General features: G+C 40.7%; 18 protein-coding genes. 8 read left to right on the forward strand and 10 right to left on the reverse strand.

What is annotated here, in order from left to right; translation table 11 throughout:
- The first annotated feature begins 6 nt into the window (after positions 1-6).
- Genes G9X62_RS09030 through G9X62_RS09040 form a run of 3 tightly spaced genes read left to right on the forward strand, consistent with a single transcriptional unit; the run spans position 7 to position 2,889 of the window.
- Complete coding sequence (locus G9X62_RS09030) at positions 7-885, forward strand: sugar phosphate isomerase/epimerase family protein (RefSeq protein WP_223130398.1); 879 nt, start codon at positions 7-9, stop codon at positions 883-885.
- A 23-nt stretch (positions 886-908) separates the two neighbouring features.
- The gene (locus G9X62_RS09035; protein WP_223130399.1) at positions 909-2,123 is read left to right on the forward strand and encodes a TCR/Tet family MFS transporter; all 1,215 of its coding nucleotides are present in this window, start codon (positions 909-911) and stop codon (positions 2,121-2,123) included.
- A gap of 34 nt (positions 2,124-2,157) precedes the next feature.
- Positions 2,158-2,889: a LolA family protein gene (locus G9X62_RS09040; RefSeq protein ID WP_223130400.1), complete on the forward strand. Its 732-nt coding sequence runs from the start codon at positions 2,158-2,160 to the stop codon at positions 2,887-2,889.
- Positions 2,890-2,942: 53 nt separating this feature from the next.
- On the opposite strand, the gene G9X62_RS09045 is transcribed toward G9X62_RS09040, so the two are convergent.
- The 3 genes from G9X62_RS09045 to G9X62_RS09055 are packed head-to-tail and all read right to left on the reverse strand — an operon-like array spanning position 2,943 to position 4,924.
- Positions 2,943-3,863 (reverse strand): sugar phosphate isomerase/epimerase family protein, encoded by a 921-nt coding sequence (locus tag G9X62_RS09045; RefSeq protein WP_223130401.1) that lies wholly within the window; start codon positions 3,861-3,863, stop codon positions 2,943-2,945.
- Position 3,864: 1 nt separating this feature from the next.
- The gene (locus G9X62_RS09050) at positions 3,865-4,221 is read right to left on the reverse strand and encodes a transmembrane 220 family protein (protein ID WP_223130402.1); all 357 of its coding nucleotides are present in this window, start codon (positions 4,219-4,221) and stop codon (positions 3,865-3,867) included.
- Between the two features lies 1 nt (position 4,222).
- Positions 4,223-4,924, reverse strand: a complete 702-nt coding sequence (locus G9X62_RS09055; protein WP_223130403.1) for a tetratricopeptide repeat protein — start codon at positions 4,922-4,924, stop codon at positions 4,223-4,225.
- A gap of 180 nt (positions 4,925-5,104) precedes the next feature.
- Between G9X62_RS09055 and fsa the strand changes: the two genes are divergently transcribed.
- Positions 5,105-5,761, forward strand: a complete 657-nt coding sequence (gene fsa, locus G9X62_RS09060) for a fructose-6-phosphate aldolase (protein ID WP_223130404.1) — start codon at positions 5,105-5,107, stop codon at positions 5,759-5,761.
- An 18-nt stretch (positions 5,762-5,779) separates the two neighbouring features.
- The gene (locus tag G9X62_RS09065) at positions 5,780-6,451 is read left to right on the forward strand and encodes a cell division ATP-binding protein FtsE (RefSeq protein ID WP_223130405.1); all 672 of its coding nucleotides are present in this window, start codon (positions 5,780-5,782) and stop codon (positions 6,449-6,451) included.
- 2 nt (positions 6,452-6,453) lie between these two features.
- On the opposite strand, the gene porX is transcribed toward G9X62_RS09065, so the two are convergent.
- Positions 6,454-8,019 (reverse strand): T9SS response regulator signal transducer PorX, encoded by a 1,566-nt coding sequence (gene porX, locus G9X62_RS09070; protein WP_223130406.1) that lies wholly within the window; start codon positions 8,017-8,019, stop codon positions 6,454-6,456.
- 64 nt (positions 8,020-8,083) lie between these two features.
- Between porX and G9X62_RS09075 the strand changes: the two genes are divergently transcribed.
- A complete protein-coding gene (locus G9X62_RS09075) occupies positions 8,084-8,365 on the forward strand; it encodes an iron-sulfur cluster assembly accessory protein (protein ID WP_223130407.1) in 282 nt (93 codons plus the stop codon).
- Entirely contained in the window at positions 8,362-9,252 is an 891-nt protein-coding gene (locus G9X62_RS09080) for a Ppx/GppA phosphatase family protein (RefSeq protein WP_223130408.1), read from the forward strand. Before G9X62_RS09075 ends, G9X62_RS09080 begins: the two co-directional genes overlap by 4 nt.
- Here the strand turns inward: G9X62_RS09080 and G9X62_RS09085 are convergent, their stop codons facing one another.
- The 6 genes from G9X62_RS09085 to G9X62_RS09110 are packed head-to-tail and all read right to left on the reverse strand — an operon-like array spanning position 9,253 to position 13,506.
- On the reverse strand, positions 9,253-10,143 hold the full coding sequence (locus tag G9X62_RS09085; protein WP_223130409.1) for a DUF3078 domain-containing protein: 891 nt from the start codon (positions 10,141-10,143) through the stop codon (positions 9,253-9,255).
- Between the two features lie 33 nt (positions 10,144-10,176).
- On the reverse strand, positions 10,177-11,055 hold the full coding sequence (locus G9X62_RS09090) for an aldose 1-epimerase (protein ID WP_223130410.1): 879 nt from the start codon (positions 11,053-11,055) through the stop codon (positions 10,177-10,179).
- Entirely contained in the window at positions 11,046-11,828 is a 783-nt protein-coding gene (locus tag G9X62_RS09095; protein WP_223130411.1) for a TIGR02757 family protein, read from the reverse strand. Before G9X62_RS09095 ends, G9X62_RS09090 begins: the two co-directional genes overlap by 10 nt.
- Positions 11,825-11,986 (reverse strand): hypothetical protein, encoded by a 162-nt coding sequence (locus tag G9X62_RS09100; protein WP_223130412.1) that lies wholly within the window; start codon positions 11,984-11,986, stop codon positions 11,825-11,827. The genes G9X62_RS09095 and G9X62_RS09100 overlap by 4 nt, the downstream gene beginning before the upstream one ends.
- 1 nt (position 11,987) lies before the next feature.
- Positions 11,988-12,860, reverse strand: coding sequence for a septal ring lytic transglycosylase RlpA family protein (locus G9X62_RS09105; protein WP_223130413.1), 873 nt, complete (start codon positions 12,858-12,860; stop codon positions 11,988-11,990).
- The gene (locus G9X62_RS09110) at positions 12,847-13,506 is read right to left on the reverse strand and encodes a hypothetical protein (RefSeq protein WP_223130414.1); all 660 of its coding nucleotides are present in this window, start codon (positions 13,504-13,506) and stop codon (positions 12,847-12,849) included. The genes G9X62_RS09105 and G9X62_RS09110 overlap by 14 nt, the downstream gene beginning before the upstream one ends.
- A gap of 64 nt (positions 13,507-13,570) precedes the next feature.
- On the opposite strand from G9X62_RS09110, the gene kdsB reads away from it, so the two are divergent.
- Positions 13,571-14,323: a 3-deoxy-manno-octulosonate cytidylyltransferase gene (kdsB, locus tag G9X62_RS09115; RefSeq protein ID WP_261345510.1), complete on the forward strand. Its 753-nt coding sequence runs from the start codon at positions 13,571-13,573 to the stop codon at positions 14,321-14,323.
- The last annotated feature ends 55 nt before the right edge of the window (positions 14,324-14,378 follow it).

The following is a 14,378-nucleotide window of genomic DNA, read 5'->3' on the forward strand; positions in this document are numbered from 1 at the left end:
CATCCTATGACAACTAGACGCGAATTCTTGGCCATTACCTTGGCTACCACACTTCCTATATCATCTCTTTTTGCTGCGAATAAATCCTATTCTTTAGGTTATTCTTCCATTACATGGAGCGGTCAAGATGAGCTAGCCATTAAAGAAATTTCAAGTCTAGGTTTTAAAGGCATTCAATTAAGAGCCAATACTTTTGCTAAATACGGTGAAAATCCGGCAGCATTGAAGGCCTTGATTGATCAGGCTGGTTTGCAATTATGTATGTTTTCGAGTGGTAATGTGGAGATTGATCCTGCTAAAGTAGACGCCTCCATCGCACAACATGTTAAGCATGCTAACTTTGTAAAGACTCTGGGTGGTACTTCCATTCAATTGACGAATTCTCTACGTAAGAAAGGGGTGAAGCCGGAGGAGAAAGACTTAATTCGTTTAGCCGAAGTCATGAATGAGATCGGTGCTAAAACGAAGGAAATCGGAATTCAAGCTACTTACCACAATCATATGGACCAGTTTGGAGAGACTCCCGAAGAAGTTGAATTGCTTGTAAATCATATGGATCCTAGTAAAATTAGATTGCTTTTAGATGTAGCCCATTATTTCCAGGGTGGCGGTAATCCAGCGGAAGCGGTATTAAAATACCGTAAAGTATTGCATTCTCTTCATGTAAAAGATGTACGCCAAACCGAGCCTCGCTACCGTTTCGTTGAATTAGGGCAAGGGAAAGTGAATTTAGAAGAAGTGTTTGCTAATTTGGACAAAATCAAGTTCAAAGGCTTCGCCATCGTTGAATTAGATGCTGTTCCAGATGCAGGTAAAACACCATTATCTTGTGCTGAAACCAGTAAGGAATTTTTAAAAGGTAAAATTCACTATCCTTTTTCTTAAATTGCAGCCTAATCTAAAATCAAATGGCGAGTAAAAAGGATCCTGCAATTGGGTTTATCTTCATCACATTATTAATTGACGTACTCGGAATCGGCTTAATCATCCCCGTTTTACCTACCCTAATCAAGGGTTTTGTAGGCGGTGATATTTCGGTAGCCTCCCAATATGCCGGCTGGCTAATGGCTTCTTATGCCATTATGCAATTTCTGTTTTCACCCGTTTTAGGGGGATTATCGGATCAAATAGGCCGCCGCCCAGTGATTTTAGCCTCTTTATTCGGCTTCACCATTGATTATTTAGTCTTAGCTTTTGCCCCTAATATCGTGTGGTTATTTATCGGGCGTATTATGTCTGGAATAACGGGTGCTAGTTTTACGACAGCGCAGGCCTACATCGCGGATGTTTCTAAACCAGAAGATCGGGCAAAGAACTTTGGGGTTGTAGGAGCCGCTTTTGGGGTTGGATTTATTATTGGACCTGCGATAGGGGGAATGCTAGCTTCTTATGGAGATCGTATTCCGTTTTTCGCAGCAGCTGGTCTAACCTTAATTAATGGAATTTATGGTTATTTTATTTTGCCTGAATCGCTAGCAAAATCGAATCGCCGCCCCTTTGATATCAGTCGCGCAAATCCGTTAGGTTCCTTAAAAAACCTAACAAAATATCCAGTTATTGCCGGTTTAGTGGGTGGTTTTTTCTGTTTACAATTAGCTGGTCAAGTGCATCCTAGCACTTGGTCTTATTTTACGATGAAGGTATTTGGCTGGACGCCTGATCAAGTAGGTTATTCCTTAGCCTTTGTGGGACTTATCGTAGCGATTGTACAAGGAGGTTTGGCTCGGGTGATTATGCCAAAATTGGGTGAAATTCGTGCCATTTCTTACGGTTTGCTTCTATATGGAATTGGTTTCTTTATGTTCGCTTATGCGACGAAGTCTTGGATGATGTATGCCTTTATGATTCCTTTCGGCCTAGGAGGAATTGCAGGACCAGCCCTTCAAAGTTTGATAACGCAACAAGTAGGGCCAAATGAGCAAGGTGAATTACAAGGAGGTTTGACTAGTTTGCAATCAATTACGACCATTTTTGGCCCACTTTTGGCCTCCAATTTATTTGCCTATTTTGCCTCTGAAAGAGCCCCTATTTTATTCCCTGGAGCCGCCTTTTTTATGGCCGCTATATTAGTGCTGGTTGGCTGGTTTATCGTTATGCGTTCCATTCCAAAGAAAGCTCAATAATTTTACTATCTTTCGGAAAATAAACCCCTATATCATGAAAACAATGATCAAATCAATCTGCCTAGTGGCAACAATGTTAATTGCTTCAGTTGCTTATGCACAGACTACTGAGGAAATTTTAGCCAAGCACGAAGCTGCTATGGGTGGCGCTGATAAATGGGCTACGGTTAAGACCGCTGTCATAAAAAATAAATTCAGTGTTCAAGGGATGGACATCGATAGCAAAACTTCCTTAATTATTGGCAAGTCTTTTCGTCAAGAGGTAGAGGTAATGGGTAATAAAATCATTACGGTCATTGATGGTGATAAAGGTTGGATGAATCGTCCTGCGATGATGGGAGGAACGGGTGAGCCAGAAGATATGCCGGCTGAACAAGTGAAAATGGCCAGTTCTCAAAAGACCTTAGGTTCTATCTTAACCAATGCGAAAAAAGATGGATACAAGATTGAGTTAGTTTCTAAAGAGAAATTAGAAGGTGCTGATGTGTATCTTTTAACTGTAACAAAGCCTTCGGGAGAAGATAGTAAAGTCTACGTTTCCACCACTACTAATTTTGTAGTAAAAACGCAGTCGAAAGTGCAAGCAAATGGTCAAGAAATAGATTCAGAAGTGAGCTTTTCGAACTATAAAATGGTGAACGGTTTGGCATTTCCGCATACCGTAGAAACAGCTAATCCAATGGGTGGAATGATGACAGTAGAAACAGTATCAGTGGAAATTAATCCAACGATCGATTCTGCCATCTTCGCAAAACCGAGTAAATAATCAAGCGATTTTCGCTGCATTAAAAAAGGGCTTCAGAAATGAAGCCCTTTTTTTTAGGGTAAAAATTGTTGAATATGATTTCGGGCACTTCGAATCGCTTTGTCAATATCCTCTTCTGAACCTTCATAGGCCTTATCCTCTACTTCAATCACGATCGGACCTTGATAACGAACATCGTTCAAGGCAGAAATAAACTTACCCCAATGTATATCTCCTAAGCCTGGAATTTTAGGGGAATGGTATTCGAGAGGATTGGCTAATATTCCAACCCGGTTTAACTTCTCGGGATACACTTTGACATCCTTTAAATGCACGTGGTGAATCCGATCCGCATAGTGGTAAATAGGGTAGGTGTAGTCCATCATTTGGAAAACCATATGGGATGGATCATAATTGAGTCCAAAATTCGCCGACGGAATAATTGTAAATAATTCATCCCAAATCTTAGGGGTAGTCATCAAATTCTTTCCACCTGGCCACTCATCATCTGTGAAAAACATCGGACAGTTCTCGATACCAATTTTGATCTGTAGTGAATCGGCTAAGGCAATTATTTCCGGCCAAACCTCCGCAAAGCGACCAATGTTGTATGTTACATTCTTTGTGTAATCACGTCCTACAAAGGTATTCACACGCGAAATGCCTAAAACGGCTGCTGCATTAATGACTTTTTTGATGTGCTCTCGGTAAAAAGCAGCTTGTTTTTCATCTGGATCCAATGGATTTGGATAATAGCCTAGAGCGGATATTTTAACTGAATGCTGCGCTAATTTCGCTTTCAAGACTAATAAATCCTCCGTGGATAGTTGGTCTACCGAAATATGGGAAACACCTGCATACCTACGCGCATCGGCAGAGGAAGAAGGCCAACACATCACTTCTACGCAAGCAAATTGTTGCTGCTGGGCATAGTCTAATACCTCAAACAGACTTTTGTTTGGAAGAATCGCTGAAACAAATCCGAGATCTAGCATCTTATTTCTTTTTTTCTAAACCATAGAACAAGGCAAATGACCCAGTAGCAATCCAAAGACCTACCGCCTCTCGCGCTAATTCTTGATTATGTGTTTTCATGCTCAAGCCATCTGTTAAAAATCCTTCCCAAGCCGTCATTTCGACCCATAATTGCAATCCAGCAAAGAGGGATAAGCAAAATAGCACGATTAAGAGTTCAGGATTTGTTTTGCCACGCATTGCCTGAATGGATGTGTAAACCGCAGTCGCATAAACGGGAACCCATAAGATGGGATCAGGATCATTCAATTGCCAATACGTAAACAGTAAAAAAACGACTCCGAAAATACCTCCAAGGATGAATTGTACGTTTCTCATGTTAGTTACATAGGTTTTTAACGGCTTCAGCAGCACCTGGATAATTCAATTTTTGAGCTTGCTGAAACGCTAAGCAGGCTTTATCATTTTGTTTTGATTTGATATAGCCAAGGCCCAGGGCATAATAGGCTTTTCCAAAATTCGGATTTATCTCTGCCGCTTTTGCAAAATTTTCAATGGCTCCGGCAAAATCTTCCTCTTGGAACAGAATATTTCCTCGATTATAATAAGCATTGATGTCTTTAGGAGCCAATTGAATAGCCTGTGTGAAATCAATTTTAGCTTTCGCTGGTTGCGCTAAGGCTGCCTGGATAATCCCTCTTTGGAGATATCCTGCGCTTGAATCTGGTTGGGAAGCGATAGCTTTATCCGTAGGAGCCAAGGCTTTATCCCAAACGCCTTGTTCCATCAAAACGGCCCCTAAATTCAACTGAGCAGTATATAGTGATGGTTTTAATTCAATAGCCTTGCGATAGGCTGCTTCAGCTTCCGGGTAATTTTTTTCTTGAAATAGAATGACCCCTTGTAAGTTATAAGCCTCAGCTAAACCAGGGTTTTTCTCAATTGCTTTCTGGAGGGCTTCTTTGGCAGAAACCGTTTCTCCTTTCTTGAGACGTGCTTTCGCTTCATCTAACCAAGCCTCACCTGAAGTGGAACAAGCCCAAGCAAAGCAAAGACTTACAAATAGAATCAATTTTTTCATCATTTAAAGTTAAGGGGCTATTCCAAAAAAACGATATTTATTTTGAAAAAAGCTGCTTTTTTGCCATCTTTGTCATGGCAAATTACCAGCTCCCGCTGAATCCCCCAGGTCTTGATCGAAGCAAGGGTAGGTCGGTCGTAGCGGTGAATTTGCCATTTTTTTGTTATAAAAATCTGACCTATGAAATTTTTTATCGATACAGCGAACTTAGCGCAAATTAAAGAAGCACAAGATTTAGGTGTTTTGGACGGTGTTACTACTAACCCTTCCTTAATGGCTAAAGAAGGAATTACCGGAAAAGACAACGTTTTACGTCATTACAAAGCGATTTGTGATATTGTAGACGGAGATGTTTCTGCCGAAGTAATCGCCACAGATTACGAAGGAATGATTCGTGAAGGCGAAGAATTAGCGGAGCTGGACGATAAAATTGTAGTAAAGATTCCGATGATCAAGGACGGTATCAAAGCCTTGAAATATTTTTCTGAAAGAGGGATTAAAACCAATTGTACACTTGTTTTCTCTGCAGGGCAAGCTTTATTAGCTGCTAAAGCAGGTGCAACCTACGTTTCCCCTTTCATTGGACGTTTAGATGATATCTCTTTCGACGGTATTGAATTGATCGAACAAATTCGTTTGATTTATGATAACTACGAATTTGACACACAAATCTTAGCGGCCTCTGTTCGTCACCCAATGCACATCATTAAATGTGCTGAAGCTGCGGCTGATGTGATGACAGGTCCTTTATCTGCTATGCTTGCTTTATTAAAGCACCCATTAACGGATAATGGTTTAGCGCAATTCTTAGCGGATCACGCAAAAGCAAATTCTTAATTAACCTAGGCGATTTTTATGTCTGTTTTATCTTTTGAACAAGTAAGTATTTCACAAGAAGGTGTTAACACACTAGAAGACATTAATTTAACGATTAATGAGGGAGATTTTTATTATTTGATTGGTAAAACGGGTAGCGGGAAGAGTACTTTTTTCCGTAGTATCATCGCGGAAATTGGTCTTCAATCTGGAACAGCCTCGGTGGCTGGATATTCGTTGAATACCATCAAGCGTTCTGAGGTGCCTTTCTTGAGACGTAAGTTAGGCTTCGTTTTCCAGGATTTTCAATTGTTAACGGATCGCAATGTCGAGAAGAATTTGTCCTTCGTTTTAGAGGCGACAGGTCACACGAATAAAGACGAAATTCGATTTAAAATCGAGGAGGTTTTAGCCCGCGTGGGAATGAGTTCTGCGATTTCAAAGCGTATTCACCGTCTTTCAGGTGGAGAGCAACAACGCATTTGTATCGCGCGTGCTATTCTGAATAATCCCGTTTTGTTGCTTGCTGATGAGCCTACTGGCCATTTAGATCCAGAGGTTTCTTTAGAAATTATGCAGTTATTTAAGGAATTGAATCAAAGTGGAATGGCCATCATAATGGCGAGTCACGACTACAATACCATGGCTAAAGTTCCAGGCCTAATCCTGAAATGCGAAGGAGGGAAAATCTTCCCTGTCGCTAGTCTATAATTCTATTTTCCCGTATAGTAAATCACTGGAATAATACATTCCTCTAAAGAAATGCCTCCGTGTTGGAAGGTGTTTCTATAGTGGTTTACGTATTGGTTATAGTTATTAGGGTAAGCAAATAGATTGTCTTCTTTAGCGAAAACATAGGTAGTCGAGACGTTCGGTTTTGGCAAGAAAATGTTTTCTGGTTTCCGGCAAACCATCATTTTACTCGCGTTATCCCAATTCAAGTTTTTTCCTTGCTTGTAGCGTAAATTAGTGTTTGTGTTGCGATCTCCCACGATTTTAATCGGGTTCTGCACACGAATCATCCCATGATCGGTGGTGATTATGACACGACCCTTCTTTTCTGCGATCTTCTTTAGTAAGTCAAATAGGGGAGAATGTTGGAACCAGCTAGCCGTTAAACTGCGGTAAGCTGACTCATCTGGAGCTAATTCCTTGATCATCGCCATGTCTGTTCGCGCATGGGATAGCATGTCGACAAAGTTGTAGACAATAACGTTTAAGTCATTCGTGGCTAATTTGTTGAAATTATCGACTAATTGTTTCCCTTGGTATTGGTGAATTATTTTGTGGTAGGAGCTTTTAGCGTTGATTTTCAAGCGCTTCAATTGCTCCTGCAAGTAAAATTCTTCGTGTTTATTGAAACCCTCTTCGTCTTCTGAATCGCCTAAATCATACACCCATTTATCTGGGTAATTCTTCGCGATTTCAGACGGCATCATTCCTGCAAAAATGGAATTTCGGGCGTAAGCGGTTGTCGTAGGTAGGATGGAATAATACTTGCTTTCGGACTCTAATTGAAAGTATTCTTGAATGTATTTGTCCAACGTTTTCCACTGGTCAAACCGCAAATTATCGATCAAGATAAAATAGAGCGGACTCTTGTCATTAATCTTGGGAAAAACGTGCTTGCGAAGCATTAAGTGCGATAATACGGGTGTTTCAGCATCCGGCTTTTGCAACCAATCTTCGTAGTTTTTCTCGATGAATTTACTGAAATGGGCATTTGCCTCATTTTTTTGGTTGTTCAAAACCTCGGCCATTGATTTGTTTTCGGTGGTGTCGATTTCGAGTTCCCAGTAGACAAGCTTTTCGTAGATGTCTGACCACTCTTTGGCATTCAAATGATCTTGGTATTGCATCGATAGAGCCAAAAACTCCTGCTGGTAAGTGATATTCGTTTTCCCTTCTTCGAGTCTTTTCTTATCGAAAATACGTTTGACAGATAGCAGTAATTGATTGGGATTCAATGGCTTGATAAGGTAATCCGCAATCTTAGAACCGATGGCATCTTCCATTAATTCTTCCTCCTCCGATTTAGTAATCATAATGACCGGAAGGTTAGGTCTGATCTTTTTGATATGCAACAAAACTTCTAAACCAGACATTCCGGGCATATTTTCATCCAAGAATAAAATGTCGAACTTCTGCGTTTCTACTAATTCCAAAGCGTCAGCCCCTGAATTAACCGTATAAACTTCATATCCTTTGCTCTCTAAAAACAAGATATAGGGTTTCAATAAATCAATTTCATCGTCTGCCCAAAGTATTTTATACGTCATCGCTCATTTATTTACCTTTCAAGTCTAAAATTAGCTAATTTTACATCTACATCCACGTTAATACATGTTAATAGATCCTCCTGTTTATTTAACGGAATCTGCAGTTGAAAATCTGCGTTTAATATCCTTTCCTGAGCCATTTCTTCGGGTTGGAATGCGCGGTGGAACTTGTGGTGGTACGTTTGTACTCGGTTTTGATGCTAAAACGGAGAATGATGAGGAGTATCTGATTGAAAATATACCCGTAATTATAGATCGAAGAGAATTATTATTTGTCCTAGGTACAGAGATCTCTTATGAAGTCCAAGGCAATGGTTTTTACCTTCATAAACCCGCTAAATCATGAAATTTGCAGCTATAGATATCGGTTCTAATGCCGCTCGCCTTCAAATATCGAGTGTGTTAGAAAACGATGGTGTTATCAGTTTTAAGCGGATTGAATATGTGCGTTTTGCCCTTCGATTAGGTCATGATGTGTTTAGTGATGGAGCTATATCTCCAGAATCAGAGGTTCGGATTTTCAAACTCTTGCATGCCTATAAATTATTGATGGACCTGCATGAAGTGAAGGATTATGCCATTTGTGCGACATCGGCGATGCGCGAAGCTTCTAATTCCGCCGAGATTATTACACGTATTCACAAGATTTTGGATATGAAAATCCAAATAATTGATGGAAGCCGTGAGGCAGAATTGATTAATGATGTGGTGGTTCAATCCTTACACCCTAAGAAAAATTACTTGCACATTGATGTGGGTGGAGGTAGTACTGAATTGAATATCTACCGTCACCGCGAAAAATTGGCCTCTAAGTCTTTTAAAATTGGTTCGGTGCGTCTACTGGAGGGAACGGAAAAAGAGGGAGATTGGGAGAAGATGAGGAATTGGATTTCGCAGCAAAAAGAATTGATTTCAGGAGATATTGAGGCAATTGGGACAGGAGGGAATATTGCCAAATTGTTCAATTTGTCGAAGCCTGCCGCAGAAGAAAAGTCGATGACATTTGATGCCTTATTTGAGATGGCAGCCTATGTGGGTTCGTTCTCATTTGATGATCGGGTGAATAAATTACGTTTAAATACGGACCGGGCCGATGTAATTGTTCCTGCGGCTTCGATCTATTTGACGGCGATGGAATTGGGAGGTTGTCAGACGATTTTAGTGCCTGATTTAGGATTAAAAGACGGTATACTCCAAATGTTATACGATCGCTATTTAAACCGAAAGAAGTAATTATTTCTCGATGCGGTATACGAGACCCATCGACAAGATTTGGGAGAATTGCCAATTGGGATCTTGGTCATAGTCGCGGAATAATACTACTTGTAAGTTAGTACTGACGTATTTGTTGACCTTCATGGTTACATTTGCGTCAAATCGGTGTACAATGCTATTCGAAAGAGTGAGTCTGAAATAATCGATTAGGGCTGAATAACGTGCCTTTACATTGATATTTTCCCAGACATCCTTGTCTATATTGACTAAGTATTGAAACACAAACTGATTTCTGATATTATCTCCTGGTTTTTCTAGACCGTATAATCCGGCTCTAGAGATGGCTTGATCGAAGACAAAGGTTTGGCGTAAACTACCAATACCAATTCGCGTATAAAAGGATTTGTCTGGATGGTATTCTAAACCCATTGAAGAGGTCAAATAGGCCGGAGCAAAAAGACTCGAAATCAAGGAGTCGACAGGAACTCCAGCTTTATTTTTCTTGCCGTAATCATATCCGTTAAAGAATTGCGTCTGGAAGTTAGTCGATCCATAAAAGTCCCATTTAGGACTGATACGGTAACCCGCTTTAAATTCATACGCGATCCGGTCGATATTTTTACGGAGACTTTGGGTTCTGTTTTGGAGAAATCCCACTTGTAATGTAAGGTCCGAATTAAGGCGCCACGATTCATTCGATACATTCGCTGTATGATTCAAATACCAGCCAATTGCTAAGGTATTTGTCCCTCCACCTTTCCAGTTATCGCTGAAACTAGATTGATTTAAGTTGATGCCTGAAGTCATGACTTGCTTCCATTTATTGGCCGTCGAATCAGCCTTGGATTCCGCTAATACGGGCTCCCAAGTAGTTAAAAACAGCAAAAAGAAAAGCAAATTATACTTCATTTGACAAAGGTACAAAAAACCTGAATGAATGGCCTATTTTCCTATGGATAAACGGATCTGACCTGAAAAGACCTCTTGTGGAGCTAATTCAATGAGCCCATCACCGGTATTAAAAGCGTCTGTATTCGCGGTCATCGGTTCAATCGCCACCGAGTTGTAGCCTTCCGGTTGAAAGACAACTAGGAAAGGGAATTGAACGGAGGATTGTTCTAAAAAGAGTGAACGATTGTGTTTAAGATCTATAAATTCGGTGATGTGTTTCTCTTTAGGCTCCAGTCGAAAGACGTGGTCCACTTTTTCCTCACTAAAAATAAACTTGGTCTGACCTTGTAAATTTTCCTCTTTTAAGGGAATCATCTGCGAGTCCAATAAAAAGCGGCTAATGGGATGGAATTTAATAGATAAATCAGCTACCGCCGTTTCAGGGAAGCTGAAATAGGGGTGCCAACCGCAGGCGAAAGGCATCGCAGTGGGACCGGTATTTTGCGCTTCGAAAGTAATTTCTAATGCCCCTACATCCGTTAATGTGTAGTTGTATCGGAATGTAAATGGAAATGGATAATTAGGTTCTTCACCTGTGTAAGCGTGTTCCAAAGTAACAGATGAATCAGATTCTTGTACTAGGGTAAATGGCGCTCTAGCGAGTAATCCGTGGATGGCGTTTCCTAAAGCGGGTTCGTTGATAGGTAATTGGTAATTTTTGCCTTTGAAGGAATAGTTTCCGTTGCGAACTCGATTCACCCAGGGGGTTAATAAGGCGCTAGGGTGGTAAGGGTTGCTCGCTATGGGATGGATGGAGCTTCCAGGAAGGTCGATTAGAGATATTCCTGATAGGCGTAATTCAATTAAACTCGCTCCCGTCTGGGTATCTAAAATAAGGTAATTGCCTGTTTTTGCGTTTTTTAATTCCATTGCGTTTTTTCTTCGATGCCCATTCCATAGAGGGCAAAATCATATTTGACAGGATCGCTTGGATCCAGTTCTCGTAGCGTTTCTGTAAGGGCCAAAGCAGTTTTCCAATTTGCCTTCTCCTCCTTCATTAAGCCTAGTTGTGCGGCAGTTCGCATCGCGTGCACATCAAGTGGGCAAACTAATTGGGTAGGTTTAATCGTGTCCCAAAGTCCAAAATCAACTCCTGCCTCATCTTTTCTCACCATCCACCTTAAAAACATTGAAATGCGTTTACAAGCCGAATTTTTCTTTGGAGACGCAATGTGCTTCTTGGTACGTTCTGGAGCCCATTCGGATTGAAAGAAGTAATCGTAAAAGCCATTCAGGCCCTTTTCCACACTTACGTCTTCCGCTTTCAAACCTAGGTTGAACGCAGTTTCAAGGGAATTATTGTTTTGATAATGCCTTTGGAAGAAATCAAGAAAATACAGCGTGTCCGGATATTGAAATGTGCGGTGTTTGAAATGCTCAAAGCGCTTTAAATCACTCGCTTGATGTCCTAAAACGAATTCATAAGGCGTACCATCCATCAAATCGATGAGCGTTTGGGCATTTTGAAGAATGGTTTTTCGCTGGCCCCAGGCTAAAATCGCCACCCAAAATCCCATAATTTCTTTGTCTTGTAAGCGACTAAAGCGATGTGGAATTTGAATTGGATCGTGTTCTATGAAGCGCGGATGATTGAAAAAAGCGAATTTCTCGTCTAAGATGGCCGCTATTTTTTCTGAAATCATTTTCGGCTAAATAGAGCGACTAAACGGGAGGGAAGGGAGAATATCCAAACCAATACCGTTACTGCTACCGAAAAAGCCGCAATAAAGGGATAGGAAAGAATAAAGAAAATCTCAAAAATGACGTGACCTGCGGTGATAGGCCTCTTTCTCTTGTTCATATTACTGTAATAAATAAGAGATTTCAGCTCTGACGCGCTTATCAACTGCATTTAATTTCTCAAATGCTTTCGGAGAAAGTTTGATGATTACTTTGTTATCACCATTAGGTAAACGTCCGATTACCTTCACCCAAATACTTTGGTTATTGGTTAGATTCTTAACTAAAACCAACGTTCCGATAGGGGCCGTGCGGTGCAAGGCTAAGAATTTTCCAGAATTGTCAGGTACGTCAATTAGTTCCGCGATACCTGTTTCAATCTTCTTTTTGATGTCTTCAGGGCCTTTTTCTTTCACGGGAGCGACAACGTTTTCAGTAGGGGCTGGCGCTGCGGGTGCTGCCGTTTTAGCAGGTAATAAATTGCTTTTATCTACTGCAATGGAGGAAGTCGAGCCAGTGGGATCTGAAACAATCAATCGTTGTCCCTCTTGCAAGCGATCTGATGTTAAATTGTTCCATTTGCGCAATTCCGCCATCGTCACTTTGTGCATGTTCGCTACCGATAGCAAACCTTGCTTCGGAGCTACGATGTGGATTTCTGCTTCTTTGAGTGATTCTGGTGCTTTTTCTGCTACTTTTTCCTCCATCACTTTAGGGGCAGGATTACTTTCCTCTAAATAATGCAAAGGGATATAAACGATTTCACCTGTTTTTACCGGGATTTGAACATCGGCATTAGCCGATTTGAATTCGCTTAATGATAAATTATAGCGCTTTAGAATCGAAAAAAGGGATTGTTTAGGCCCTACTTTGAACAATAAAAAGGTCTTGTTGTTTTCCTTTTTTAATCCCAAAGAATCAAGGGAGCTCGCCTCAGAAGAAAGCTGCAAAGCGAATAAAAAGGCAATTAGTAAGGTTAGTTTATAATTTTTCATAAATCTTCAATTTCAGTTTATCCTTTACAAAAATCAATTGCTCATTGAGTAACGAAAAGGTTTGGTATCCGATGGTATCTCCTTCAGCGATTAGTTCTAATAGGATCGTATCAAAGGTTAAATTACATACACGAAGGTAGTTTTTCCAGCCATTATCGTAAAGATAATAAGAAAATAGTAGCTTATCCTCACCTTCAAAATAATCTATGCCTTTCGCGATTGTTTCATTGAATTGCTGCAGGAAGAAGCTTTGGAAGTCTTTGAAATATTCCTGGCTTTCTTCGTAATGCTGAGGTGCTTGGAAAGAAAAGGCATTTTCTGGGTTAATAGGGCGTGGTTTTTCTTCTTTCAGCAGTTGTAAAGGTGCTAAAGAATACGTTTGTATAGATTCTACACCCGGGTTTTTCGATTGCTTTAATTTGATGAAGATCGCCTCGTTTTCTGAACCTTGCACAAAGTTCAATTGGGCATAATCGGATGGAGCCTTTCCTAAAAGGGAAACCTCTTTTGTTAATAAATCTATAGAGTGCCAAAATGCCTCTTGCAATCCCCTCGTTTCCACCCACAATTGCGGCTTTTCTGGTTTTCCCCAGTAGCGGATGCTCCAGATCGGTTCAGCAAAGGAATGTTCGAAAAATGCAGGCAATGGGTCGATTGTTTGGAAATTATGTGCAAATTTGGCAAAAATCTACCGAAAATACGTAAATATTATGATGCACGGCAAAAAGGTGATCGCGATTATTCCGGCTCGATTCGCATCCACTCGTTTTCCTGGAAAACCCCTTGTTAATCTGGGTGGCAAACCGATGATTCAACGGACTTACGAACGAGTAAAAGCGGTAGAAGGCTTTGATCGAATTGTCATTGCGACGGATGATCAACGTATTTTTGATGCGAGTGTAGCTTTTGGTGCAGAAGTGATGATGACAGCTGAAACGCATTTAACGGGCACAGATCGTTGTGCCGAAGTGCTGAGTCGTTTAGGTGAAACGGTCGATTATGTGGTGAATATTCAAGGAGACGAGCCTTTTATCGAGCCAGAGCAATTAAAGGAAGTGGCTGCAGGATTTTCGTCAGGCGCACCCATTTTGACCCTCATTAAAAAAATAACAGACACTGAAACACTGTTTAATACCAATACTCCTAAAGTGATTCGCGACGAAGAAGGCCACGCACTATATTTTTCGCGCCAAACCATTCCCTATTTAAGAGGGGTGGAGCCATCGGATTGGTTAAACAAACATACTTATTTCAAACACATTGGTTTGTACGCTTATCGGGCCGATATTTTGCCTGGTTTAAGTGCCTTAAAACCTACATCTTTAGAGCAGGCTGAATCCCTAGAGCAGTTGCGCTGGATCCAAAATGGTATTCGAATTAAGGCCATCGAAACGCAATTTGAAACGATAGGAATTGATTCCCCGGAAGATCTCGAAAAAATTCAAAAAATGGGCCTCATTTAGGCTGAAAAGCGGTATATTTGCTAGATTTTTGGCATAAACATCTGTCAAAGATCCG

The sequence above is a fragment of the Aquirufa lenticrescens genome (assembly GCF_019916085.1).
Taxonomy (GTDB): Bacteria; Bacteroidota; Bacteroidia; order Cytophagales; family Spirosomataceae; genus Aquirufa; species Aquirufa lenticrescens.